This window comes from Streptomyces sp. NPDC050842 (assembly GCF_044456565.1).
In the GTDB taxonomy this organism is placed as follows: Bacteria; Actinomycetota; Actinomycetes; order Streptomycetales; family Streptomycetaceae; genus Streptomyces.
This window is the reverse complement of record NZ_JBITGA010000003.1, coordinates 79,155-103,235: the sequence shown is the minus strand read 5'-3', so window position 1 is coordinate 103,235 and position 24,081 is coordinate 79,155. Positions and strand designations below refer to the sequence as shown.

At 70.3% G+C, this 24,081-nt stretch carries 19 protein-coding genes, 2 tRNA genes and 1 pseudogene; 7 read left to right on the top strand and 15 right to left on the bottom strand.

The window, feature by feature from the left end:
- Positions 1 to 64 precede the first annotated feature (64 nt).
- Complete coding sequence (locus ACIBG6_RS09645; RefSeq protein WP_399222037.1) at positions 65 to 1,228, top strand: ArsR/SmtB family transcription factor; 1,164 nt, start codon at positions 65 to 67, stop codon at positions 1,226 to 1,228.
- On the opposite strand, the gene ACIBG6_RS09640 is transcribed toward ACIBG6_RS09645, so the two are convergent.
- The 8 genes from ACIBG6_RS09640 to ACIBG6_RS09605 all read right to left on the bottom strand — a co-directional run bounded on the left by ACIBG6_RS09640 (position 1,225) and on the right by ACIBG6_RS09605 (position 8,935).
- Complete coding sequence (locus ACIBG6_RS09640; RefSeq protein WP_017237054.1) at positions 1,225 to 1,866, bottom strand: IclR family transcriptional regulator; 642 nt, start codon at positions 1,864 to 1,866, stop codon at positions 1,225 to 1,227. The genes ACIBG6_RS09645 and ACIBG6_RS09640 overlap by 4 nt on opposite strands.
- A 426-nt stretch (positions 1,867 to 2,292) precedes the next feature.
- On the bottom strand, positions 2,293 to 4,086 hold the full coding sequence (locus tag ACIBG6_RS09635; protein ID WP_399222673.1) for a DEAD/DEAH box helicase: 1,794 nt from the start codon (positions 4,084 to 4,086) through the stop codon (positions 2,293 to 2,295).
- Positions 4,087 to 4,187: 101 nt separating this feature from the next.
- On the bottom strand, positions 4,188 to 4,577 hold the full coding sequence (locus ACIBG6_RS09630; RefSeq protein WP_399222036.1) for a type II toxin-antitoxin system death-on-curing family toxin: 390 nt from the start codon (positions 4,575 to 4,577) through the stop codon (positions 4,188 to 4,190).
- Positions 4,574 to 4,774, bottom strand: a complete 201-nt coding sequence (locus ACIBG6_RS09625; RefSeq protein ID WP_399222035.1) for a CopG family transcriptional regulator — start codon at positions 4,772 to 4,774, stop codon at positions 4,574 to 4,576. Before ACIBG6_RS09625 ends, ACIBG6_RS09630 begins: the two co-directional genes overlap by 4 nt.
- 43 nt (positions 4,775 to 4,817) lie before the next feature.
- A complete protein-coding gene (locus ACIBG6_RS09620; protein ID WP_399222034.1) occupies positions 4,818 to 6,305 on the bottom strand; it encodes an MFS transporter in 1,488 nt (495 codons plus the stop codon).
- A gap of 172 nt (positions 6,306 to 6,477) precedes the next feature.
- Positions 6,478 to 7,263, bottom strand: a complete 786-nt coding sequence (locus ACIBG6_RS09615; RefSeq protein WP_399222033.1) for an ABC transporter permease — start codon at positions 7,261 to 7,263, stop codon at positions 6,478 to 6,480.
- Positions 7,260 to 8,222: an ATP-binding cassette domain-containing protein gene (locus ACIBG6_RS09610; RefSeq protein ID WP_399222032.1), complete on the bottom strand. Its 963-nt coding sequence runs from the start codon at positions 8,220 to 8,222 to the stop codon at positions 7,260 to 7,262. Before ACIBG6_RS09610 ends, ACIBG6_RS09615 begins: the two co-directional genes overlap by 4 nt.
- Before the next feature lie 35 nt (positions 8,223 to 8,257).
- Entirely contained in the window at positions 8,258 to 8,935 is a 678-nt protein-coding gene (locus ACIBG6_RS09605) for a DUF4097 family beta strand repeat-containing protein (RefSeq protein ID WP_399222031.1), read from the bottom strand.
- Positions 8,936 to 9,182: 247 nt separating this feature from the next.
- On the opposite strand from ACIBG6_RS09605, the gene ACIBG6_RS09600 reads away from it, so the two are divergent.
- Entirely contained in the window at positions 9,183 to 9,992 is an 810-nt protein-coding gene (locus tag ACIBG6_RS09600) for a helix-turn-helix domain-containing protein (protein ID WP_399222029.1), read from the top strand.
- A 130-nt stretch (positions 9,993 to 10,122) separates the two neighbouring features.
- Positions 10,123 to 10,194 (top strand) — tRNA-Cys (locus tag ACIBG6_RS09595).
- 224 nt (positions 10,195 to 10,418) lie between these two features.
- Here the strand turns inward: ACIBG6_RS09595 and ACIBG6_RS09590 are convergent.
- The 3 genes and pseudogenes from ACIBG6_RS09590 to ACIBG6_RS09580 form a co-directional block, all read right to left on the bottom strand.
- Positions 10,419 to 11,217: pseudogene (locus ACIBG6_RS09590) on the bottom strand (IS5 family transposase).
- An 18-nt stretch (positions 11,218 to 11,235) separates the two neighbouring features.
- Positions 11,236 to 11,703 carry a hypothetical protein gene (locus ACIBG6_RS09585; RefSeq protein WP_399222028.1) on the bottom strand — a complete coding sequence of 156 codons (468 nt, stop codon included), beginning with the start codon at positions 11,701 to 11,703 and terminating at the stop codon, positions 11,236 to 11,238.
- Positions 11,704 to 11,988: 285 nt separating this feature from the next.
- Positions 11,989 to 13,536 carry a hypothetical protein gene (locus ACIBG6_RS09580; RefSeq protein ID WP_399222027.1) on the bottom strand — a complete coding sequence of 516 codons (1,548 nt, stop codon included), beginning with the start codon at positions 13,534 to 13,536 and terminating at the stop codon, positions 11,989 to 11,991.
- Between the two features lie 233 nt (positions 13,537 to 13,769).
- Here ACIBG6_RS09580 and ACIBG6_RS09575 point away from each other — a divergent pair.
- Positions 13,770 to 13,858: transfer RNA gene (locus ACIBG6_RS09575), tRNA-Cys, on the top strand.
- Between the two features lie 9 nt (positions 13,859 to 13,867).
- Here ACIBG6_RS09575 and ACIBG6_RS09570 read toward each other — a convergent pair.
- The 3 genes from ACIBG6_RS09570 to ACIBG6_RS09560 all read right to left on the bottom strand — a co-directional run bounded on the left by ACIBG6_RS09570 (position 13,868) and on the right by ACIBG6_RS09560 (position 17,392).
- The gene (locus ACIBG6_RS09570; protein WP_399222026.1) at positions 13,868 to 14,545 is read right to left on the bottom strand and encodes a hypothetical protein; all 678 of its coding nucleotides are present in this window, start codon (positions 14,543 to 14,545) and stop codon (positions 13,868 to 13,870) included.
- A 70-nt stretch (positions 14,546 to 14,615) separates the two neighbouring features.
- Entirely contained in the window at positions 14,616 to 16,949 is a 2,334-nt protein-coding gene (locus tag ACIBG6_RS09565; protein ID WP_399222025.1) for a hypothetical protein, read from the bottom strand.
- Positions 16,950 to 16,963: 14 nt separating this feature from the next.
- A complete protein-coding gene (locus ACIBG6_RS09560) occupies positions 16,964 to 17,392 on the bottom strand; it encodes a hypothetical protein (RefSeq protein ID WP_399222024.1) in 429 nt (142 codons plus the stop codon).
- 622 nt (positions 17,393 to 18,014) lie between these two features.
- On the opposite strand from ACIBG6_RS09560, the gene ACIBG6_RS09555 reads away from it, so the two are divergent.
- The 3 genes from ACIBG6_RS09555 to ACIBG6_RS09545 all read left to right on the top strand — a co-directional run bounded on the left by ACIBG6_RS09555 (position 18,015) and on the right by ACIBG6_RS09545 (position 23,386).
- Positions 18,015 to 18,944: a serine/threonine protein kinase gene (locus ACIBG6_RS09555; RefSeq protein ID WP_399222672.1), complete on the top strand. Its 930-nt coding sequence runs from the start codon at positions 18,015 to 18,017 to the stop codon at positions 18,942 to 18,944.
- 75 nt (positions 18,945 to 19,019) lie between these two features.
- Positions 19,020 to 21,221: a protein kinase gene (locus ACIBG6_RS09550; RefSeq protein ID WP_399222023.1), complete on the top strand. Its 2,202-nt coding sequence runs from the start codon at positions 19,020 to 19,022 to the stop codon at positions 21,219 to 21,221.
- A gap of 62 nt (positions 21,222 to 21,283) precedes the next feature.
- Positions 21,284 to 23,386: a protein kinase gene (locus ACIBG6_RS09545; RefSeq protein WP_399222022.1), complete on the top strand. Its 2,103-nt coding sequence runs from the start codon at positions 21,284 to 21,286 to the stop codon at positions 23,384 to 23,386.
- A gap of 27 nt (positions 23,387 to 23,413) precedes the next feature.
- Here the strand turns inward: ACIBG6_RS09545 and ACIBG6_RS09540 are convergent, their stop codons facing one another.
- Positions 23,414 to 24,076 (bottom strand): hypothetical protein, encoded by a 663-nt coding sequence (locus ACIBG6_RS09540; RefSeq protein ID WP_399222021.1) that lies wholly within the window; start codon positions 24,074 to 24,076, stop codon positions 23,414 to 23,416.
- Positions 24,077 to 24,081: the final 5 nt, after the last annotated feature.

The window sequence follows — 24,081 nt, the reverse complement described above, 5'->3', positions numbered from 1 at the left end:
GGGGCCGCGCGCGAAGGTTCAGGCCAGGCCCGAAAGGCTGGCGGACGGCGAGGAGTTCGGACAGGTGCTGCGTATCCACTTCACCGCGAACGACCTCGCCGGAGTGAAGTTCGCGGCCCGCCCTTCGCCCGTGCCGGAACTGCACGCGGCCCTCATGATGCTGGGCACACCGCATGAGGGGCTGCTCTTCGGGCGCTGGCGGGGCAGGGTGGCGCGCGCCCTGCCGACGGCGGCCGAGCCGTTCGCGGACCTGGTGCCGGGCGGGGTGGCCCCGTACTTCCTCGACGTCCTCGGCGGGACGCGGGAGGAGGGTTTCGGGCTGATCCGCGCGAGCCGCCCGGAGTTCGTCCGGTCGGAGCTGGAGCGGGTGTACGCGGGCGGGGGCCCGGTGCCGCCGTGGATCCGCGCCCTGCACGGTGGGGACGCCGGGGCGTGGCGCACGCTGGACCGCGCGCAGGCGGCGGCGTACGAGACGGTCCTGGCCCCGGTGTGGCCGCTGGTCCAGGACCTGCACCGGGCGGAGTTCACCCGGCACGCGCTGACGGTCGCGGAGCAGGGCCTCGGCGCGGCCCTGACGGCGGCGGCCCCGGGCTCGGGGCTGCGGGACGGGGTGTGGGAGGTGCCGGGGGGAGACGGCACGGAGGGAGAGGCAGCGGACCAGGCCGAGGCCCCGGGTGCCGCGAGCGGGCCGCGTGGGGCGGATGTGACGGGAACGGCGACGGGGACGGGGACGGCGAGGGGGACGGCGAGGGGGACGGCGAGGGAAACGGCGAGGGAAACGGGTGACCGGGACGTACGGTTCCGCGACGTACGGCTCCGCGGCCGGGGGCTCGTGCTGCTGCCGACCTTCCACTGGCGGGGCGGGCCGCTCGTGCAGGACGTGCCGGGGCGTCCCGTGGTCCTGGCCTACCCGGCGGGCCGGGGGCTGCCGCTCGCCCCTGACGGCGGTGGCACGCCCGAGGAGGCCCTCACGGGGGTCCTCGGCAGGACCCGGGCCGAGCTGCTCCGTGCTCTGGACGAGGCCAGGACGACGACGGGTCTGGCCCGCCGCCTCGGCGTCAGCAACGCGACGGCCTCGGCGCACGCCCAGGCACTCCGCGCCGCCGGCCTGATCACGACGACCAGGACGGGCAGGTCGGTCCGGCACGCCCGCACACCGCTGGGTGCGCTGCTGGCAGCCCCCGTCGCGGGCGGCCCACGTCCCGCCGGGGGCAGCCGCGCGTTCTAGCGCAGGGCGTCGGCGACCTCGCGGGCCGCGTCCACGACGCGGGGGCCGACGCGCTCGGGGACCGCGTCCGCGAGCATCACGACACCGACGCTGCCCTCGACGCCCGTGACGCCGACGAGCGGAGCGGCGGCGCCGCTCGCACCGGCCTCCAGCTCACCGTGGGTGAGGGTGAAGCCGGGTTCGATCAGGGAGCCCTGACGGGCGGCGAGGATCGCGCGGCCGGCCGCGCCCCGGTCGAGCGGGTGGCGGAAGCCGGCCCGGTAGGCGACGTGGTAGTCGGTCCAGGTCGGTTCGACGACCGCGACGGCGAGCGCCTCCGCCCCGTCGACGAGAGTCAGGTGGGCCGTGGCCCCGATGTCCTCGGCGAGCGAGCGCAGCGCGGGCAGGGCGGCCTCGCGCACCAGGGGGTGCACCTGGCGGCCGAGCCGGAGCACGCCGAGGCCGACGCGGGCGCGGCCGCCGAGGTCGCGGCGGACGAGGGCGTGCTGTTCGAGCGTGGCCAGCAGACGGTAGACCACCGTCCGGTTGACACCGAGTTTGTTGGACAACTCGGTGACCGTCAGGCCGTGGTCGGTGTCGGCGAGCAGTTTGAGGACTCTGAGTCCCCGGTCGAGCGTCTGGGAGGTCTCCGCGGTCACGACGCCCTCTCCTTCGGAGTGAGTGGCGGCGGGCTCTCACGGGATTGCGACGCCGGTCCCGTCGGCGACGCACGTCAGAGGCCGCCGGCAGGAAGGGGTACACCGGCTGCGCTCCGCGGCGGCGCTGCCACGGGGCGATTGCTTTTGAGCCGGGACAGTAGCGACCCGCTCCGCTCAGCGGAAGACCTCGTCCAGAATCCGGGCGCCGGGGACCGGATAGAGACGGTTCGGGACCTTCGTCGGCCGGACGAAGGACTTTGGCTGACAAGATCGGCTATGTCGTGCGTCTAGCGTGGAAGGTGCCCGGAGGCCGACCGTGGGGGCCTGCCTCCGGGCCGTGTCCCGTCTCGGCGGGACGCGTGAGGCCCGTACGCGCAGACTCGTACGGGCCTCACTGACATCTCCGGGACATCTCCGGAAGGGTCCTCACTTCATGCGGGTGGCCCACTCCTGGACCTTCTTGATCCGCTCGCGGATCTGGCCGGCGGTGGCCTCGGCGCTCGGCGGCCCGCCGCACACCCGCCGCAGCTCGGTGTGGATCACACCGTGGGGCTTGCCGGTCTGGTGGACGTAGGCGCCGACCATCGTATTGAGCGACTTGCGCAGCTCCAGGAGCTCCTTGTGGGAAACGACAGGGCGCCGCTCGGCCGGGAGCTCCAGCAGGTCCGCCTCGTCGTCCGGCTTCTTGCGGCTGTGCGCGATCTGCCGGGCCTGCCGCTTCTGCAGGAGCAGCTGGACCTGGTCGGGTTCGAGGAGGCCGGGGATACCGAGGTAGTCCTGCTCCTCCGCGCTGCCGGGGTGGGCCTGCATGCCGAACTCGGCGCTGTTGTAGAGGACGCGGTCGAAGACGGCGTCGGACTCCAGGGCCTCGAACGGCAGCATGTCCTGCTCGCCGGTGTCCTCGTCCTGCTGGCGCTCGGCCTCGGCGAGCTCCTTCTCGGACTCGGCGTACGGGTCCTCCTCGCCCTGCTTCTTGGGCTTGTCGAGGACGTGGTCGCGCTCGACCTCCATCTCGTTGGCGAAGCCGAGGAGGCTGGGGATCGTCGGAAGGAACACGGAGGCGGTCTCGCCGCGCCTGCGCGAACGCACGAAACGGCCGACGGCCTGCGCGAAGAAGAGCGGGGTCGAGATGGTCGTCGCGTACACGCCGACCGAGAGGCGCGGGACGTCGACGCCCTCGGACACCATGCGGACGGCGACCATCCAGCGGTCGGTGCTCTCGCTGAACTCGTCGATGCGGTTCGAGGCGCCGGTGTCGTCGGAGAGGACGACGGTGGCCTTGGTGCCGGTGATCTCGCGGATGAGCTTGGCGTACGAGCGGGCCGAGTCCTGGTCGGAGGCGATGACGAGCCCGCCCGCGTCGGGGATGGACTTCCGGACCTCGGTGAGCCGCTGGTCGGCGGCCCGGAGCACGTTCGGCATCCAGTCGCCCTTGGCGTCGAGCGCGGTCCGCCAGGCCTGCGAGACGGCGTCCTTGGTCATCGGCTCGCCCAGGCGCGCGGCGATCTCGTCGCCCGCCTTGGTGCGCCAGCGCATGTTGCCGCTGTAGGAGAGGAAGATGACCGGCCGGACGACGCCGTCGCCGAGGGCGTTGCCGTAGCCGTAGGTGTAGTCCGCCGAGGACCTGCGGATCCCGTCGTTCCCCTCCTCGTACGTGACGAAGGGGATGGGGTTGGTGTCGGAACGGAACGGGGTGCCGGTGAGGGCGAGTCGCCGCGTGGCGGGCTCGAAGGCCTCCAGACAGGCCTCGCCCCAGGACTTGGAGTCTCCGGCGTGGTGGATCTCGTCGAGGATGACGAGGGTCTTGCGCTGCTCGCAGCGGTTGCGGTGGAGCATGGGCCGGACTCCGACGCCGGCGTAGGTGATGGCGACCCCGTCGTACTCCTTGCTGAGCGGCCCGGCGCTGTAGTCCGGGTCCAGCTTGATCCCTATCCGCGCGGCGGCGGCGGCCCACTGCTTCTTGAGGTGCTCGGTGGGCGCGACGACGGTGATCTGCTGCACGACGTGGTGGTGCAGCAGCCAGGACGCGAGGGTCAGGGCGAAGGTCGTCTTGCCGGCGCCGGGGGTGGCGACGGCGAGGAAGTCTCGGGGCTGCTCCTGGAGGTACCTGTCCATGGCGCCCTGCTGCCAGGCTCGCAGCTTGCCGGCGGTACCCCAAGGGGCCCGTCCGGGGAAGGCGGGAGAGAGGTGATGGGAGGAGGTGGTGGTAGTAGTCACGATCTCCGGGTTCGACGCTCGTCCAGATATGACAACCGGGCCACCTTACCGGCGGCCCGGTCGGAACCTCGTACGAAACGGGGTGGGGATGCCTCGGTTGCGATTCAGCTCACGTCGGCGAGGACCAACTCGCGGAGCCCACACGCGATGTCCTCGACCTCGTCGGTCTCACCCGTCGCCACGGCGATGACCAGGCGTTCCGCAGCATCGATGTCCGGTCGCAGCTGGACACCGTTCATGGCGAGGAAGGTCACGCAGGACAGCCAGGCCGTGCTGTTGTTCCGGCCGACGAAAGGGCTACGGAAGGCCAGCGACTGGAGGAGGGCCGCGGCCTTGTCCACGGTACCCGGATAGACGTCCTTGCCGCCGTGAACCGACGTCGGCCTGAAGGCGGCCTCCGCGACGAGCCCCAGGTCACGCACGAGCGGTGTGTCTCCGCAAGCGTTCTCGGCGATCCCGACGACGTCCTCGGCGGAGAGGTAGACGCACGTCACGCGAGACGCTCCAGGAGTTCGCTCCACTTGGCCGCCTGCTCGCGAGAGGTCTGCCTCACCCTCGCCTCGTGTGCGCTCCGTACGAGGTAGTCGTCCACTGCCCGGAGTACGAGCGCGTGCATGCTGACGCCCTCCTCCTGGGCGCGCCGCCTCAGCGCCTCGGTCTGGTCGTCACGAAGACGCAGGTTCATGGCCATATCGGAACGATACCGCCATGGGGTCATTCTGGTACTGGCTACCTCACGCCGGCACCGGCTCCGTCCGCAGCCGCGTAGCCACCCACGCCCCCACCGCCGCCACCCCCGCCATAGGCAGGAAGACCGCCGCGAAGGCCGTCGGGTGGGAGCCCGTCGCCGCGTGGGAGCTCACCGCGTGGCCGACCGCGCCGCCGCCCAGGGCCGCGAAGGCGGCGCCCCCGGTGGCGAGGAGCAGGACGTTCGAGAGGCCGTCCGAGATCTGGAGGGCCGCCGAGTTCGCGCCCGCCTCCTCCGGGGGCGACAGCTTCATGAGCAGCACGCTCGTCGAGGCGATCACCGCGCCCATGCCGAGGCAGCCGACGGCCCAGGCCGCCGCGACCACCCAGACCGGCACCGCCGTGATCAGCACGCTCGGCGCGGCCGCGATCGCGAGCGCGACGAGGACCATCCCGAGGACGACCAGGCGTTCGCGGTACGGCTCCGTCCACGGCCGGGACTGGATCCAGGAGCCGAGCGCCCAGGTGAGGCCGCCGACGGCGAGCGAGAGCCCGGCCAGCGTCACGCTCAGGCCGCGCTGGGTGACCAGCATCAGCGGCACGAAGGACTCGGCCGCGATGAAGGACCCGGCGGCGATGCCGCGCAGCAGGACGACCGAGGGCAGGCCGCGCGCGGCGCGGACGGTGCCGCGCGGCAGCAGCCCGCGGATGGCGGGCACGAGGAGCGCGACGCCCGCGGCGGCCGGCAGCAGGGAGAGCCAGCGCAGCTCCTGCCCCGCGTACTGGAGCAGCCCGGCGCCGGCCGAGATCGCGAGCGCGAGTCCGATCTGCCGCCGGTCCCAGGGGGCGACGGGCGTCGCCGGGTCGGCGGGGCCGGAGGCGGTCCGGCGTATCGCGGGGAGGGCGAGGGCGAGCGGGAAGACGACGAGCGCGGGGATGCCGACGAAGACCCAGCGCCAGCCGAGGTGCTCGGTGATCGTTCCGGCGGCGAGCGGTCCGACGACGGAGGGGACGACCCAGCTCGCGGCGAACGCGGCCATGATCGCGGGCCGGAGGTGTTCCGCGTACGCCCGGCTGACCACCACGTACAGCGCGACGATCACGAGGCCGCCGCCCAGTCCCTGCACGGCCCGGCCGAGGATGAACAGCCACATGCTCCCGGCGGTCCCGGAGAGGAGCAGGCCGACGGCGAAGGCGCTGATGCCGGCGGTGAGGGACGCGAGCGGGCCGCGCCGGTCCGACCACTGGCCGGCCAGGACCATGGCGAAGAGGCTGGTGGTGAAGTACGCGGAGAAGGCGAAGGCGTAGACGGAGACGCCGTTCAGCTCGCGGGCGGCGACGGGCATCGCCGTGCCGACGGCGGTCGCCTCGAAGGCGATGAGCAGGACGACGGAGACGATGCCGATGCTGAGCGCCCGGTGGTCGCCGTCGAGGACGGATCCCCTGGTGTCGTCGTGTGCGGCACGGGGTCCGGGTCTGTGGGTGGTGGCGACGTCGGCGTCGGTATCGGCGTCGCGGGGGTCGAGGGCGCTCATCCCCCCAGAGTAAGAGGTCAATCGCCGAATGACCCCTGTCAGGGTTCCCGTCCTTTGGTCCTCGGTCTCCGGTCCCGGTCGCGCCGGGACCGGCCGGGAACGCCGACGGGGCGGCGTACTCCGACGTGGTCGTCGGTGTACGCCGCCCTCGGGTGGATCGGGTGCGGGTCGGTCACTGCGCGTCGCTGTTGAACTTGGAGGTCGACCAGAAGTAGCCGAGGACGGTGAGGCCGATGCACCAGGCGATGGCGAGCCAGCCGTTGTGGCCGATCTCGGTGCCGAGGAGGAGGCCGCGGAGGGTTTCGATGGCGGGGGTGAAGGGCTGGTACGCGGCGATGGGCTGGAACCAGCCGGGCATGGAGGCGATGGGGACGAAGGTGCTGGAGATGAGGGGGAGGAAGATCAGGGGCATCGCGTTGTTGCTGGCGGCTTCGGCGTTGGGGCTGATGAGGCCCATGCCGACGGCGATCCAGGTGAGGGCGGTGGCGAACAGGACGAGGAGTCCGAAGGCGGCCAGCCATTCCAGGGCGGTGGCGTCGGTGGAGCGGAAGCCGATGGCGAGGGCGACGGCGCCGACGAGGACGACGCTCATCACGCACTGCAGGACGCTGCCGACGACGTGTCCGACGAGGACGGACGGACGGTGGATGGCCATGGTGCGGAAGCGGGCGATGATGCCCTCGGTCATGTCGTTGGAGACGGAGACGGCGGTGCCGATGGTGGTGCTGCCGATGGTCATCAGAAGCAGGCCGGGGACGAGGTAGGCGATGTAGTCGGAGCGGTCGCCGCCGCCGATTCCGGCGCTCATGGTGTCGCCGAAGATGTAGACGAAGAGCAGCAGGAGCATGACCGGCGTCAGCAGCAGGTTCAGGGTGAGGGACGGGTAGCGGCGGGCGTGCAGGAGGTTGCGGCGGAGCATCGTGGACGAGTCGCGGACGGCGAGGGAGAGAGAGCTCATCGGACGTTCTCCTTGGTCTGGTGGGGGATGGCGGTGCCGCCGGTGAGGGCGAAGAAGACGTCGTCGAGGTCGGGGGTGTGGACGGTCAGTTCGTCCGCCTGGACGCCGGCGGCGGCGAGCCGGTCCAGGAGGGTGTGCAGGTCGCGCTGGCTGCCGTCGCTGGGGATCTGCAGGGTCTGCGACTCGTCGTCCCGGGTGGCTTCGCCGACGGCGTGGGTGGCCTGCTGGTAGGTCGCGGGGTCGGTGAAGCGGAGGCGGACGTGGCCGCCGGGGATGAGGCGCTTGAGTTCGTCGGCGGTGCCTTGGGCGGCGATCCTGCCGTCGTCGAGGACGGCGATGCGGTCGGCGAGTTGGTCGGCTTCCTCGAGGTACTGGGTGGTGAGGAAGACGGTGACGCCGCCGGTGACGAGCTGCCGGATGATCTGCCACATGGTGTGGCGGGAGCGCGGGTCGAGGCCGGTGGTGGGCTCGTCGAGGAAGATGATCCGCGGGTCGCCGACCAGGGTCATGGCGATGTCGAGGCGCCGCTTCATGCCGCCGGAGTAGGTGGAGGCGGGCTTCTTCGCGGCGTCGACGAGGTCGAAGCGTTCGAGGAGTTCGGCGGTGACCCGGCGCCCCTCGCGCTTGGAGAGGTGGTGCAGGTCGGCCATCAGGAGCATGTTCTCCTCGCCGGTGATCAGGCCGTCGACGGCGGAGAACTGGCCGGTGACGCCGATCGCGGCCCTGATGGCCTGCGGGGCGGTGGCCAGGTCGTGACCCGCGATGCGGATCTCGCCCGAGCCGGGGCCCGCGGCGACGAGCGTGGAGAGGATCTTGACGGCGGTGGTCTTGCCGGCGCCGTTCGGGCCGAGCAGGGAGAACACCGTTCCCTCGGGGACGGCCAGATCGATGCCGTCGAGGACGACCTTGTCACCGTAGGACTTACGCAGCCCGTTCGCCGCGATCGCCAAGCTGGTCATGAGGGGGGCTCCTTCGGAGGCTGAGGGGGTGGGGGTCAGAGGCTGCGGGCGGTGATGTCGCCGTAGGCGGTGGTGGCGTGGATGTTCAGACCGGCGGCGGAACCCTCGCTGTTGCGCAGGGTGTTGGTGACGCGGCCGTGGGTGGCGCCGGCGTCGAGGGTCGCGGAGACACCGTGGGCGGCGCCGATCTCCAGGTGACCGGACTCGGTGCGCAGCACGACCGTGCCGCCGAGGGCCTCGGTGATACGGATGTCGCCCTTCTGCGTACGGAGTTCGGCGGGGCCGCCGAGGCGGCCGACGGTGATGTCCCCGGCCTGCAGGGTGAGATGGGCGCTCGCGGTCTCGTCGAGGTTGAGCGTGCCCTGCGCGCTGTCGACGGTCACGTCACCCAGGCGCCCGACGCCGTGGAAGTCGGCGGCGGCCGTCTTCGCCTCGACACGGGAGCCGGCCGGGAGGTGGACGGTGACCTCGACCGACCCGGAGTTGCCGAGGATCCGGCTCTTCGGCTCGGCGGCCTCGATCCGCAGCACACCGTCGGCGTAGGCGACGGTGACCTGCTCGGCGGCCTTCACGTCGTTGCTCTTCGCGGCGTTCGCGGGGAGGACCTCGACCGTGGTGCCGGCGGTCCGGTCGGCGGCGGCGATGAAGCGGATGGTGCCGGCCGGGATGTCGAGGAGGGCGGAGACGGGGGCGGTGGTGGCGAACTTCTGCATGATGCGCTCCTTGTGTTTTCCGGCCCCGGACTCTTTGCCCGCGCCGTTTCTGACAAGAGAAACGCTACGTTGCGTTCAAGGATCGAGCAACAGTCACGTTGCATCAAATCCCCATCACCGCAGGTGAATGCCGGGATTTCATTGCAACCATCCTGAGAGCTAACGCAACAAGCATCAGCCTGGCGTTGCAATGAAATGAGCGTGAACGCTATAGTGGGGGCACCCGAGGAGCACGAAGGAGACAGCGATGCCAGGTGGCAGGCTCACCCAGCAGGAACGTCAGCAGATCGCGCTGGGACTGGCCGACGGCCTCGCCTACGCCGAGATCGCCCGACGGCTCGACCGTCCGACCTCGACCGTCACGCGTGAGGTGATGCGGAACGGCGGCCCCACCGGCTACCGCGCCGACCTGGCCCACCGCGCCACCGAACGCCGTGCCCACCGCAGCAGGCAGGCAACACCCCGGAGCCCGGAGGCGCTTCCGCAGGCCCATGGACGCGACCCCGAGGCCGTGCGCGAGTACGAGGAAGTCCTCACCACCGTCTTCATGCAGTCGGGCATGCCCAAGATGATGTCCGGGGTGATGGCGTGCCTCTGCATCAGCGACACGGGCAGCCTCACCGCGGCCGAACTCGTCCAGCGCCTCAGCGTCAGCCCGGCGACCGTCTCCAAGGCGATCGCCTTCCTGGAGGGCCAGGCCTTCGTCCGCCGGGAACGCGACGAAGGCCGACGCGAGCGCTACACCGTCGACGCCGACGTCTGGTACCAGTCGATGATGGCCAGCGCCCGGGCCACCGCCCAGATCGTCGAGACCGCCCGGCAGGGCGTCGGCGTCCTCGGTCCCGACACCCCGGCCGGCACGCGCCTCGAAAACATCGCCCGCTTCCTCGACTTCGTCGGCGAGAGCACCTCGCGCGCCGCGGAACAGGCCCGGGCGATTCTCCACACGGGCTCGGAAACACCCCCGCGAACACCCTCGGACGCAGCCCCGGAAACAGCCTCGCAAGCACCCCTGGACGCAGCCCCGGAAACAGCCCTGGACGACACGTCCGCCTGACCCGGCGCCCTCGGGCGCCGGGCCCGACTGTGAACGGGGTGTGGCAGCCCCGTTGCAGTCGTATGGCACGGCCCCCGGAACCCTTGAGCCCCTCCCGCCCCCGCCCTACGGTCGTACCAGTGCACAACACGACCGTGTGCCCGAGTGGTTCAGGGACTCGCCTGCAAAGCGAGTTACGTCGGTTCGATTCCGATCACGGTCTCTACCTGCCTGACCAGGCAAAACGACAGGGCGGCACCCTTGCGGGGGGTCGCCTTCTTCGTCGTCCGTCTCAGTTCCCGTCTCAGTTGTGCTAGCGAGCACACGCACAAGTCGCCCCGGGCGCCTACGGTTCGACACCCCGACGGGTCCGCAAGGCGAAACACAACCCGACGGCTTTCACTGGGCCCCTGGCCCGACACGAGGTGCGACGACTAAGACGTCATCTCATTTGGTGAGTCTGCGGTAGCAGATGAGGGTGCAGGCGATGCTGGTGAAGGCGAGGAAATGGTCTGCCTTGCGTTCGTAGCGACGGTGGAGGCGGCGGCAGCCGGCAAGCCAGGACATGGTTCGCTCGATGGTCCAACGGTGTCGGCCCAGCCGCTGTGAGGACTCGATCCCCTTGCGGGCGATGCGGTGGGTGATGCCGCGTCCACGTAGCCATCGCCGCAGGTGGGGGTAGTCGTAGCCCTTGTCCGCGTGAAGCTTTCCCGGCTTGCGCCGCCTGCGTCCACGGCGGGAGCGGATCGGCGGGATGCCCTTCACCAGCGGGATCAGGGCTTGGCTGTCGTGCAGGTTCGCGCCCGAGATTCCGACGGAAATGGGCAGACCGGTCCGCTCGGTGATCAAGTGGATCTTCGATCCGCACTTGCCCCGGTCCACAGGATTCGGACCTGTCAGGTCCCCCTTTTCAGGGCCCGCATGTTCACCGAGTCGATCGCGCAGCGGGACCAGTCCAGCCTGCCGCGGGCACCGAGCTCGTCGAGCACCACGCGGTGGAGCTTGGCCCACACCCTAGCCTTCGACCACTCGCTGACCGCCGATGGGCGGTTGCCCCTGACAGCCCGAAGGACGCTGTCGGCAGTTGCTGCCACGTGCAGCCCGACGTGGCCACGAACACGATCGCCGCCAGCACCTCCCGGTCGCCATGTCGACGCCGACCGCCGCCCTGAGGTCGCGAAGGAGCCTCCGGCACCACCCTCTGGAACAGCTCCCACAGCTCATGCGGCACCAGCCGCTCAACAATCCCCACGACCTGTCGCGCCTACGACTTGCTGGAGCAGACGGCCCCAGTCCAGGTCGCCTGGAGCTCACGGCAGACAATGGTGAGCGTGCCGTCCCAGCAGGCGATCTCGTGGCTGCAGCCGACCCTGTGCGGCAGGATCTCGTCGAGAATCACCGTCCCGAGGTCCGTTCCTCGGTCCTCGTCGGCGGGATCGATGACGAAGCTGGACACCCCTGCATAGTGGATCAGCAGGTCCTGGTCGTGCTTCCAGCAGTTGTGCCGGAACTCGACCTCCATCTCCTCACCGCCGGCGCCCCGGACGGCCCGAAGCGTCAGGTCCTTCACGCATCGACTGCTGCGAAAGTCGTAGTGGTCCGCGTCAGTGGCGAAAGCCCGGGCGCCCGGCGGCAGGTCACCGGAGATCGAGGGTAGATGGCTCAGGTAGCGAGCCGGATCCAAGACCCCTGACAGCTCGCCAACCTGCGCATCAAGATTGACGTACTCCATCGACCTTCGCCCCCGCTCATGGCTTCCCACTGGCTGACGAATCGTCGCACAGGCTCACCAAATGAGATGACGTCTAATCACGAGCGCGGCGGCGGGTGGCAGTGAGCGCAACCGCGTAAATTGCCGAGCCCACTCACCCAATCCCCGCTTCCTGTCAATCAAAGTGTTGTCGAGATCAAAAAGTGCGAACACATAGCGACCATACGCTGGGACGTGGCTCTCGCGGCCGCCTGTCTCACAGGCTGTCCTGTCGACGCGCCACGGCACCAGTGGCGATGTCCGCGTTCAGCCCGCATCACCAAATGCAACGACCAGTGCAACAATCGCCACCAATACCGAAACGACCGTAAGCCAGAGAACTACCGCTTGCAGTCGGATTCCGTACGCGGCGTTAGTCAGTCCAGCGGCAGCCGACACCAAATCCCGGATTTCCTTTTCCGACTCAGAAATTCGCAACGATTCACGCGCAATAGACCTCGCGAGCACGGAGTGGAATGAGGTCGGAGACCTGCCTAGATCCGAAAGCGCTTGGGGCAGAATCTCGTTCAATCGACCTCCCCCGTCCCACCTATCACCCGCAGAGAAGGTGACAATCTCTTTTGCCACAAGTTGACTTTCAATTCCGCTTACCAGTAGGCGATTCCGAAGAGCTACGAACGACCCATGGGTCGCATCGTTCGCGATCAAAGTAGCCTTATCTCGCACGTCCGCGATCTGATCACTCAAATTGGCGACATAGGAGTACAGACCCCACCTAACGGCAATTTCAGTGAGGCTTTCATCGAGCCCTTGCATGGCATGACTGACACTAGAAGAGCAGAGGGACCCCACTCCAATAGGTTCTGCGGACAGCAAATCCGACTCACGCGCGGCGCATGCAAGCGCCTCGTCCCGTTGGTACCAGTACTCCGTGCGCTCAGTCGCCCGTCGAAACCTTAGGGACGTTGGATAGGATGACTCCCAGTGCGATGTGAAGTCTGACCTCAGATCGAGCACACCATAGCCATCGGACATGCTGCCTGAGGACTGCTCTAGCCACGGATCCAGGTTCTTCGTCGTAACGAATTGGATGGCAGGATGCGCTTCCGCCTGTCGAGTGAAGTGCCCGGGAAAGTGGACAGATACCCACGAGCTGGCCTGCTCAATCCGCCGCCGTCGCCACTCCCTGACTCTTCGCGACTTCATGAACATAGGAGACACAATGGAATACCCATTACCAATGCGCTCCAATCTCTTACCCTGATCGTCGCAAAGGAGTTCCCCGTATTCCCTTGCGAAATCCTCGTCGTATTCAAACCTAAGGACGAGTGCACTAATCCCATGCGTCACAGCCATCAGGCCGACCCAAACGTGACCGACACCCTCAGGTAGCTTTGCGGAGATCTGCTCCCCCCACCCCAACGACGATTGCCCAGACGCGGCAAAAGTGGGTAGCCTGATCCAAGCTCCCCCATCAGCCGTTCGGGCACCCTTGAACCATTCCGCATAACCTTGCGGAGCTGCCGCAGGGGTAACCCCATCGAGCTGCTGGAGCCTCCTGTACATGTCACCCGCATCCGGTGGCGTGTAGAACTCAACCATCCAGATCGCACGGAACGAAACTTCCTCCCCTTGCGGAAGGCGCGCATTGGCGTTCTCTTCGATATCCCGCTGGGAAAATCGACGGATACGCCTAACTCCATTTAGCCGAAATTGCCACCCTCTCGCTCGCGAATTAATGGAAGTCGGAAGTTCGCTACGGCCAGCGATCCATTCAAGGGCAGCCTCCATGCGTCCTTTTGGTTCATCGGTGGGGCTTGAGGAGGGCGGAATGAGGTACGTGCGACGAAGCATGATTTCTTCCTTACCGTTCGTGCCGCCTGTCCTCGTGAAGCCGCTCGGGGGCACCAGTCGCTGCGGGCTCCGTTCATGGTCGCACCCTGGCCCTACCGACCCCCGTGAACGGCTGGGTGTGCTGGTCGCAGTTCACAAGGCCGTCTCAGTTTCCGTCTCGTTCATGGCCGCACGTCGTCGTTCACCGACGTACGCGGGCCCGGCCGGAGTAGGCCAGATGGACACTCATGAACGGCCGTGAACCGCCCCGATCTCCGACCCGGCCAGCGGGGACAGTCCTGCAAAGCGAGTTACGTCGGTTCGATTCCGATCACGGTCTCCACGATCAGCGTCACGGCTTCTGCTCCCCGCGCCACTTCTTCTCCTGGAAGACCGGCTTCTCGCCGAGCCCGGCGTCGTTCTCGCAGCCCAGTTCCTTGACGACCGCCAGCGTGACGGAGTGCAGGACGGTGAGGTACGCCTCCCGGGTGGCGGGCGTGTTGTCGGGGTAGGCCCCCTTCGCCGGCTTCTCGAAAGTGAGCATGCCTTCGAGGGGAGCCGGATCGGTCTCCGACCCCTTCAGCCGAGGGCTGGAGCACGCCAGGAAGACGCGTGCGGTCTTGTTGTCGGTGCTCGTCTCCCGGCCCATCGCGTAGAGGTACCGGCCTGCGCCCGTCCGCTGGGTGCCGTCGTCGTGCAGGTCGGCGTCCTCGTACAACCGGAAACCGATCGTGACACCGAGCCGCGAGTCGGCGTCAGTGCCGACCTCGCACATGGCGGGATGCCCCGGCGGCCTGCCTTCCCGCGCCTGGTCCTCGATCAGCACCTTCACGGTCGGCTCGAGACCCGTACCGGCCGAGCGGAACTCCTTCGTGCCCAGTACCGACTCGAGCGCCCCGACCGCCGCCGGCGAAAGCGTCCCGTCGCACCGCTGCGCGGCCTGAGCCGGCTCCTCCCCACCGCTGCCACAGCCGGTGAGGAGCAGGCCCAAGGCCAGCACGGTCGATACGGATGCGCATGCTCTTCTCATCAGGATTCCTCGCGGAGTCGGCGGCGGAGGTACGGCGGAGGTACGGCACAGGGGCGGTGGTGACTTCGGCTCAGCCGGTCTCCGGGCTGTTGCCCGTCTGGTTCGCGTGGTCGTTGCCCTTCGCGTAGCCACCGTCCACGGATTCGATCATGTCCTGCTTGAACTCGCTGCTCACCTGACCGCTGTGCTGCGCGAGGAACCGCTCCATCGGCGACTCGGCGCTGTAACGGCCCGCCGTGTACAGCTCCTTCTTGTCGTCGTGGATCTGCTCCTCGGTCTTGTCCTTGTGGTCGTCCACGGACTTGTCCGACCAGTCGCCGATGACCTGTCCGGCCAGCTGCTCCATGACGCCGGAGCCGGTGTCGACCGCGAGCGGTACGAGGACGGCGGCCGCGCCGACAGCGGCGGTGGCGGGCAGGAAGGCGACACCGGCCGCGATGCCGACCGTGGCGCCGAGCTCCACCCAGCCGGCCTTCGCCGCCTGCGCCTTCTCGTACTCCTCGTGCTTCTTCATGCCTTCGGCCTCGACCTGGTTGGCACGCGACTCGTCGAGGACGCCCTGGAGCGTGGCCCCCGTGTACACGGTGGCGCGCGCGCCGCCCTCGTCGATCTTCCCGTCGGGGCCGACCTGCGACTCCAGCACGCTGGTGGTGTAGAGACGTTCGGCGGTGGAGACCGTGGCGTAGGCGTCCGGGTGCTGGCCGAGCGTGGTCAGGAAGTCGATCGCGCCCTCCCGCCCGAACTCCGGGTGGGCCCCGGGCATCTTCGACGGCGCGAAGACGCTCTCGGGGTCGTTCTTGGTGAGAGCCCAGTTGAGGTCGTCGATGTATCCGGCGCCCATGTTGCCGAGGCTGTCCGCCATCGAGGACTGGTACTTCTTCAGAAGCTCCGGGTCGCTGCCGTACTTCTCGACGACCTGCGACATGATCTCCGCGCTGGTCTCGTCGCGCTTCAGCTCCGGCTTCGGGTCGTCCCAGCCGTGGCCGAGCGTCGCCGCCTCCAGGGCGTGGCCGAACGCGTCGGGCATGTAGTCCGCGGACTTCTTGGCGTCGTCGGGGTGGTGGCCGTCGATGTCGGGGAAGAAGTCGTACTTGTCGTTGGCGAAGTAGTCCAGGTAACTGGCCTGCTTCCCGTCCTGCTTCCCGTTCAGGTCGACGGACCCGCCGAGGCTGCCGTCCTTGTTGTACGACGTGGGGTCCTTGGAGAAGTACTCCTTGGCCGCCTCCGGGCTGTGGCCCAGCGCCTCCAGCATCGACACCATCGGGTCGTAGCCGGCGCCGTTGACGCCCGAGGGGTTGTACTGGTTCTTCAGCCCGCCGTTGATCATCGACTTGCTGTCGGCGAAGAGGTACGGGTCCTTGGCGTGGAGCTGGGTGACGTGCTCCGCGATGGGGACCAGGAACTTCGGGTCGTAGTTGCCGTAGCGCATGATGCCGCCGAGCAACTGGTAGCCGAAGGCCGGGTTGTTGTCGTACTTGACGAGCGGGATGCGCTCCGTGCCGAGCTTGCGCATGTCCGTGGACCACTTGTCGGTCCAGGCGTCGCCGCCCTGCGTGGCCGTCGCCAGGTTGAGGCCCAGGTTCTTCTGGAGCTCCTGGACGTCCGCGAGGCGCTCCTTGTCGACCTTCGTGTAGTCGTACGTGTCCGTGGACAGCTGCCCGAAGAACTCCAGGGAGCCCTTGGGCCCGAGACCGTCGTAGAAGGTCCTGGAGAACTCCTTCGAGCCGCTGTTGTCCTTCAGCAGCTCGTTGAGGCGCATCAGCTCCTCGTGCGAGATGTCCCGGCCCTTCTTGGCCAGGTCGACGGCGCGCTGCGCCTCCTCGGCGTCGAGGCTCGCGTACTTCGGGGCGCTGAAGTTGTGCTTGTCGCCGGTGATGTTGGCCTTGAGCGCGTTGGAGCAGGCCACGTCGGCCTCGCTGCAGACCTCCAGGATGGCCTTGATCCGCTCCTCCATCGCATGGATGTCGGCGCGCTCCTTGCGCACGAGGTCCTGGAAGTCGGGGTCGTGCCGCATGCCCTGGTCCTTGGTGGAGGACAGCGGCTCCCTGGCCTCGACGGTGCCGTCGGGCTTCACCCGGAAGCCCTTGGCGGGGGCGTCGGTCTCGGCGATCGTCCTGAGGTCGTCCTTCGCCTTCTTGAAGGCGTTGTAGCCGTCCTCCAGGACCTTGTGGATGCCGTCGGCGGCCTTCGCGGCGTCCTCGAACTCCTTGGCGGTCTTGTCCACGAACGGCTTCGTGACCTCGGCGTTCACACCGCGCCAGTAGTCGTCCTTGGCCTTCGCGGCCATCGTCGTACGGGCGTCGTCGGCGAGCTTGTCCAGCTTGCCCTTCATCGCGGACCAGTCGTCCGCCGCCGCCTTCATCTTGTCGAGCGGCGCGTGGTGCACGTTGTCGTAGGTCAACACAGGAGGGCCCCCGCCTACTTGAAGTACTCGTTGATCTTGGAGGCCGCCATGGCCGCCCTGATGTCTTCCTCTTCCTTGGCGTGGGAGGCCGCGCTGTAGTCGAGGTGGTTGGAGATGTTGGCGCAGGCGTCGAGCAGCGTGTTCAGCTGCGAGCTCCACGTCTCCTGCACGGTCGACATGGCGGAGCCCGTGAGGAAGCCGTTGCTCGACATGCCCGTCGCCGCCTCCGTGGTGTTCGTACGCGCGTGGTTCCCGTCCTTGACGAGCCGGCCGTGCAGCGCGTAGGCGGCGCTGCCGATGGCCCCGAGCTTGTCCTGGTCGACGCTGAGGTCGGCGTTGCCGCCGCCGCCCCTGCCGGGCTCCGGAGCGACCTGGTTGAGCCTCATGCTCACGCTGGCCGTGGAGGTGGACCGGACCGACGCCCACTCCTCGTCAAACGACATGTTCTCCCCCGCGCGGTGATCGTGCCGGCGATCGCGTGGTGATCGTTCCGGCTTCGCCTCAGCAAGTTCCGTGCCCACGGAATCACGGCGATCGTAGTACCGCAGTCATGCGTTCGAGCACTCCCCACCCGGAATTCCTTGGCGGAACGACATCTTCCCGACGCTTCACCGCGCGCACAGGCCCACTTCACCTTCGCAACCCGGACAGCCTCGGACGTTCCGGGCTCACCCGTCCCCCGGCCCGTACCGCACGGGCGCGGGGGCCGGGCCCCGCCCCGGCGCCACGCCCCGTCGCCTCGGTAGGCTCGACCCGCCCCGGGTCGCCCCGGGAGCGTCGCCACGCCAGTCGCAGCAACAGGGGGAACCACCGGTGGAACGGTCGCGCACGCAAGGGGACTCCGCGCCATCCGGGGCGGCGGCGCGGACGGCGCAGGAACAACGAGCAGCGCAGGAACACCGAGCGGCGCAGGAACAACGAGCAGCGCAGGAACACCGAGCGGCGCAGGAACAACGGGCGGCACAGGAACACCGAGCGGCGCAGGAACAACGAGCAGCGCAGGAGCACCGGACGCCCCAGGAGCAGCGGGCACCCCAGAAGCAGCAGGCGACACCGGACCGCCGGATCGGCCCGTACCGGCTGATCACCCGCCTCGACCCACCCACCTCCGCCGTCCCCTGCCGCCGGTTCGTCGCCCGCACCCCGGACGGCGGCCGTACGGTCCTGTTGAGCGCCCCGCTGCCCGGCACCGACCCGGCCCGCTTCACCGCCGAGGCCGGCGCGGCCCGCCACCTCCTCGGCCCGTGGATCGCCCCGGTGACGGACGTGGCCGAACCGACCGAACCGGCCGCCCCCGCCTGGTCAGGCCCCGCCTGGTACGCGAGTCCGTACGTGCCCGCCCTCCCGCTCCCCGTGGCCCTCACCGTCCACGGCGGCCCGCTGCCCGAGACCACCGTCCGGGCCGTCGGCGCCGCCCTCGCCGAGGCGCTCGCCGCCGCGCACTCCCAGGGCCTCACGCACGCCGGGGTCTCCCCCGCCGCCGTCCTCCTCACGTCCGACGGCCCCCGGCTGACGTGCTTCGGCGCGGTACGGGCCGCCGCGGCCGACGGCGAGCCGCGCACCGGCCTGCCGGGCCTCGACCCGGGGTCGCTCGCCCCCGAACAGGCCTCGGGCGGCCGGCCGCGACCGCCGGGCGACGTCTTCGCGCTCGGCGCCGTCCTCGCGTACGCCGCCACCGGCCACACCGTCCCCGAACGCGAGGAACTCCCGCCCGCCCTGCGCCAGGTGGTCTCCTCCTGTCTGGCCCGCGACCCCGCCGACCGCCCCACCGCGGCCGCCGTGATGTCCGCGCTGGCGCCGCCGACGGCGCACCAGACGGTGCTGAACTCGGCCGGCGCCCTGCTCACCCCCGGCTGGCTGCCGGGCCGGGTGGTCGCCGCACTCGCACGCCAGTCGGCGGAGCTACTGGCCGCGGAACTGCCCGTGGTACCCGAGCAGGCGGGCCCCGCGGGCCACGCGGACCACGCAGAGCCCGTCACGCCCGTACGCACGTGACGCGCCCTCCCGCTCCCCTCCCCCTGCCCCTCCCCGTCCCCCTGCCCCCGCTCTCGATCCGACGGACCTGACCTCATGCTGTCGCCCCTGACCCACGACGACCCGGCCGCGGTCGCCACGTACCGCCTGCTCGCCCGCCTCGGCTCCGGCGGCATGGGCACGGTCTACCTGGCGCGCACGCCCGGCGGCCGCACGGTCGCTCTCAAGACCGTGCACGCCCGGCTCGCCACCGACCCCGCCTTCCGCGCCCGCTTCCGGCTGGAGACGGACGCGGCGCGGATCATCGGCGCGCGCCACGGCGCGGCCGTCGTCGACGCCGACCCGCTGGCCGAGACCCCGTGGCTGGCCACCGAGTACGTCCTCGGGCCGCCGCTCGACGACGCCGTCGCGCTCGGCGGCCCGCTCCCCGAGCCGACCGTCCGCGCCCTCGGCGCCGCGCTCGCCGGAGCCCTCGCCCAGCTGCACTCCTCGGACGTGGTCCACCGCGACCTGAAGCCGTCGAACGTCCTCGTCACCGCCTACGGCCCGAAGATCATCGACTTCGGCATCGCCCGCGCGGCCGGCGACGACCACCTGACCCGTACGGGAGCGGCGGCCGGCACCCCCGCCTTCATGTCCCCGGAACAGGCGAGCGGCCAGGAACACCCCCCGGCCGGCGACGTGTTCGCGCTCGCGGGCGTGCTGGTCTTCGCCGCCACCGGCCACGGCCCCTTCGGTACGGGCTCCCCCGCCGACCTCCTGTACCGCGTGCGCTACGCCGAGCCCGACCTCACCGGCGTACCGGAGGCGCTGCTGCCGCTCCTGACGGCCTGCCTCGCCAAGGACCCGACGGCCCGCCCCACCACCGCCGACATCACCGCCCATCTCCACGACGGCCACGGCGAGTTCGCCGACCACCTCCCGCCGCTGCTCCTCGCCGACATCGCCCGCCGGGCGACGGACGTCTGGCTCCACGCACCGCACCGCCTCCCGGCCCCGGCGGGAGCCGCGTTCGCGGAGACCGCCCCGGACACCCCGCTCTCCCGCCGCCGCGCCCTCACCCTGGGCGGAGGCTCCCTGCTGGGCCTCGCGGGAGCGGGCGCGGGGGTGTGGGCGTGGCTGAACTCCCGTGACACCGAGGGCGGTACGGCCACGGGTGGCGCCCCGACCCCGACCGGCCCCACCGCCGTCCCCGCCCCGACGGCCGCCGACGGCGCACCCGCGCCGCTGTGGCAGGACGACGACGTCCTCGACCGCGAGGAGCGCATCACCCCGCTGCTCGCCGGTGACGACGTCGTGGGCTTCGCCGAGACGGTGGCCTTCCGCGCCGTCGACACGAAGAACGGCAGCGAGCTCTGGACCGAGTCCGCGGTCATGGAACCCCACCAGGTCACCACCGACGGCACGAACTACTACCTGTCCGACGGCCCCTACGAGGGCCCAGGCGCCCTGAAGATCCGTACGCTCGCGCCGCGCACCGGCAAGGAGACGGCCCGGACGATCGAACTGAAGGGCATCGACGGAACGACCACACAGCTCCTCACCGCGGCCGGCGGCATCCTCTTCACCGCCTCACGCCTGGGCAAGAGGGAGCTCGACTCCGACCTGGACAAGGTCGGCTGGCACCTGCTCGCCGTCGACCTGAGGACGGGCAAGGAGGCGTGGCGGCAGCCGTACGAGTGGGACGGCGTCCGCCCCTGGCTCGCCCAGGTCGTCGGCGACCGCCTGATCCTGGGCAAGAACAGCGGCGACCTCGACACCTTCCTCGTCCAGGCGAGGGACGTGCGCAACGGGCGGCAGCTGTGGACGCGACGGCTCCCGCTGAAGGACTCCGCGGCGTTCATCCCCGGCCACCTCGCGACCGACGACCGGCACGTCTACCTTGGCGGCGACCGGCTCCGGGCGCTGCGGCTCACCGACGGCGGGATCGCCTGGGAGTACGGCTCCGGCACCGGCAGCACCAACTACGGCGTACCAGCTGTCTCGCGTGGGTTCGTCTACGCGCACGAGGCCAGGGACAAGCCGGGGCTCGCGGTCGTCAATGCCGTGAGCGGTACCCGACGCTGGAACGAGTCGCCCTCGCCCCGCTCCCTGGCTCCTGAATTCTTCGCCGCCCCTGTGGTCGGCGACAGGTACGTGTACGCCCCCGTGCGGGGCGGTCTGAGCGCGGTCGAGCTGGACAGCGGCCTCTCCGCCTGGGTGTTCCAGACGGACGCCACCCGCTACGTCGTCGACAAGGACCGGGCCCGGATCATCGGCGCCGGGAAGTCGTCCGTCGTCGCCATCCCCTTCGCCTGACAGCCCGCCGCTCGCCCTCTATCTCTCCCCTCACCACCCCCACCCCACCGGAAAGAACCCTCGTGACCACGCAGCCCCTCGCCACCGGCGACCCGCTCCGGCTCGGCCCGTACCGCCTCCTCGGCGTCCTCGGCGAGGGCGGCATGGGCAAGGTGTACGTCGGCCGTGACGCCTCGGGCGCCCCCGCGGCCGTCAAGGTCCTCCGCCCCGAGCTCGCCCACGACCAGCACCTCGCCCAGCGCTTCGTCCGCGAGGCCGACATGGCGCGGGCCGTCACGAGCCCCGGCGTGGCCCGGGTCCTCGACGCGCAGACCGAGGGCGGGCGGCCGTGGATCGCCGCCGAGTTCCTCGCCGGCCCGACGCTGGACGTCGCCGTCCGCGCGTACGGTCCGATGGACGTGCCGACGGTCCGCGCCCTCGCCGCCCAGCTCGCGCGCACGCTGCACGACATCCACGCCGCCGGACTCGTCCACCGCGACCTGAAGCCCGCGAACATCGTGCTCACGTCGACCGGTCCGCGGATCATCGACTTCGGCATCGCCCGCCCCGAGCACGGCCTGACCCTCACGACGACCGGCCAGATCCCGGTCACCCCGGGGTACGGGGCGCCGGAGCAGGTCCTCGGGCAGCGCGTCGGCCCGGCCTCGGACGTCTTCTCGCTGGGCGCGGTCCTCGCGTACGCGGCGAGCGGCCGGCGCACCTTCGACGCGGCCCATGTCGCGGCGGTGCAGTACGAGGTCGTCCACGGCGCCCCGGACCTGAGCCTGGTGCCGCCGGAGCTCCAGGAGCTGATCGGCCCGTGCCTGGCGAAGGACCCGGCGTACCGCCCGGCTCCGCCGCAGGTGGCCCAGGCCTTCGCCCCGCCGAAGGGCGCAGACCGCGCCTGGCGCAAGGGCCCGCTGGCCGACGACATCAAGCGGCGCGAGACCGCGACGAAGCGCCTGGCGGCCCCCGAGGAGACCGCCGTCCCCGGAGCAAAGCCGACCCGCCGCCGCTTCCTCACCGGCGCGGCCGTGGGCGTGGCGGTCCTGGGCGCGGGTGGCGGGGCGGGCGCCTGGTGGCTGAACCGCGGCGAGGAGAAGTCCCCGACCGCCGACGTGCCGCCCGCCGTGGCGACCCCCGAGGCGGCGTTCATCTCGATCATCGACAACGCGTACGGCGAGACCCCCAAGCCCCTGTGGGGACCCCAGGACGTCACGGCAGCCGGCGGGCAACTCCCCCTGCCTGTACGGGACGTGGTGATCGTGCAGGCGAGGACGGGCGGCCTGCTCGCGCTCTCCGTCAAGAACGGCAAGGAGCGGTGGCGGGCCAAGGAGATCGACGCCGACGCCGGGTACGTCTCCGTCGCCGACCGGCTCGTCGTGGGCGTCGACAAGAACGGCGTCGCGCACGCCTTCGTCGCCTCCACCGGCAAGCCCGTCTGGCAGACGCAGAACGACGTCGACGACCTCCTCGCCGCCGACGACACCCACGTCTACCTGGTGTCGAAGGACAACGAGCTCCGCGCGATCAACGCCTGGACCCTCGCCACCACCTGGACGCGCCCGATGACGTCGCCCCGCTCGCACAACGGCCCCGCGAAGGCCGCCGTGGGCAGGAAGCGGCTCGTGATCCACGGGAGGGACGGCTACGTCGCCGGGCTCTACACCGAGACGGGCGAGACGGACTGGGAGGTCAAGAACATGGGCACCGACGGCCAGCCCCCGGTGCTCGGCGACAACATCGCCTACCTCGTCGGCCGCACGTTCATGGCCCGCCGGCTCGACCGCGGCGACTTCCTCTGGGAGGAAGAGCCCCTCACTGAGACATACGGCTGGGGCACCCCGGCCGTGGACGGCGATTACGTCATGGCCAGCCGCGGTTACAGCATCTATCGCCTCAGCACCATGCTGGACGTCCGCCACCCGGTCTCGGACTGGTACGACGCCCTGGACGGCCTGGGCTCGGGCGCCGGCACCCTCAACCCCTCTGTTGTGGCGGGCTCGACGGTCTGGTTCCACTCGCCCGACAACAGCGTGGTCCACGTCCTCCACAAGACCACCCACGAGAAGCTCTTCGTCGCGAAGATGAAACGCGAGGGCGCCTACCAGCTGGCGAGCGACGGCAACCGCGTCTTCATCGCCCGCGGCGGCCGGATCTACGCCATGCCGGTCTACGGCCGGTGAGCCGGCGCCCCTCCCCGCCCTCCCGCCTTACGACGTCGCGTTCGCGGTGGGCGAGGGCACGCCCGCAGCGAGCCCGTCGTCCTCGCAACCCAGCTCCCCGGAAACCTGCCGGGCCGCCGCGTTGGCGAGGGTGATGAGGCGGGTCCGCTGCTCCAGGTCCGTCTCGGCGATGCCGGCCGGGCCCCAGATGGTCGTCTCGACGACGATCTCGTGGGCGGGCGCCTTGAGGCGGCAGGAGAAGTAGAGATGGCCGACGCCGGAGGAAGTGAACGCCTCGAGTCCTGACGCGTAGGAGGTCACCGACTTGGCGAGCCTCGCGTCCAGGTAAGGCCCCTTCCCCACCGCGCCCACCTCGATCTTGAGGTCCTTCTGACCGCCTTCGGCGGGCCGGAGGCCGCAGTACCGCACCGCCTGCGGCCGGTAGGAGTCGGCCCACGGCTCGGCGGCGTCGTCACTCAGCCTGGCGAGCGCCTTGTCCGGCTTCGACAGGTCGTCCTCGAAACGCTCGCTGCCCAGGACGGCCTTGAGCGCCGCGGCAGCGGGCGCGTCCTGGGCGAAGCCCCCGCAGACCTCGGCCGCCGCCAGGCCCTCCGGTTCCTTCGGGGCTTCCCCGCCGTCGCCGCCGGAGCAGCCCGTGAGGAGGGCGGCCACGGCCGCAGCCGCCCCAAGTCGCGTCAACGCAGACCGCATGTCCG

Bases quoted from the DNA above. Each gene is read 5' to 3' on its own strand.
- ACIBG6_RS09615 (WP_399222033.1), bottom strand. From the start codon at position 7,263: ATGAGCTCTCTCTCCCTCGCCGTCCGCGACTCGTCCACGATGCTCCGC.
- ACIBG6_RS09550 (WP_399222023.1), top strand. From the start codon at position 19,020: ATGCTGTCGCCCCTGACCCACGACGACCCGGCCGCGGTCGCCACGTAC.
- ACIBG6_RS09625 (WP_399222035.1), bottom strand. From the start codon at position 4,774: ATGGCCATGAACCTGCGTCTTCGTGACGACCAGACCGAGGCGCTGAGG.
- ACIBG6_RS09570 (WP_399222026.1), bottom strand. From the start codon at position 14,545: ATGAGAAGAGCATGCGCATCCGTATCGACCGTGCTGGCCTTGGGCCTG.
- ACIBG6_RS09600 (WP_399222029.1), top strand. From the start codon at position 9,183: ATGCCAGGTGGCAGGCTCACCCAGCAGGAACGTCAGCAGATCGCGCTG.
- ACIBG6_RS09540 (WP_399222021.1), bottom strand. From the start codon at position 24,076: ATGCGGTCTGCGTTGACGCGACTTGGGGCGGCTGCGGCCGTGGCCGCC.
- ACIBG6_RS09605 (WP_399222031.1), bottom strand. From the start codon at position 8,935: ATGCAGAAGTTCGCCACCACCGCCCCCGTCTCCGCCCTCCTCGACATC.
- ACIBG6_RS09620 (WP_399222034.1), bottom strand. From the start codon at position 6,305: ATGAGCGCCCTCGACCCCCGCGACGCCGATACCGACGCCGACGTCGCC.
- ACIBG6_RS09580 (WP_399222027.1), bottom strand. From the start codon at position 13,536: ATGCTTCGTCGCACGTACCTCATTCCGCCCTCCTCAAGCCCCACCGAT.
- ACIBG6_RS09610 (WP_399222032.1), bottom strand. From the start codon at position 8,222: ATGACCAGCTTGGCGATCGCGGCGAACGGGCTGCGTAAGTCCTACGGT.
- ACIBG6_RS09560 (WP_399222024.1), bottom strand. From the start codon at position 17,392: ATGTCGTTTGACGAGGAGTGGGCGTCGGTCCGGTCCACCTCCACGGCC.
- ACIBG6_RS09585 (WP_399222028.1), bottom strand. From the start codon at position 11,703: ATGGAGTACGTCAATCTTGATGCGCAGGTTGGCGAGCTGTCAGGGGTC.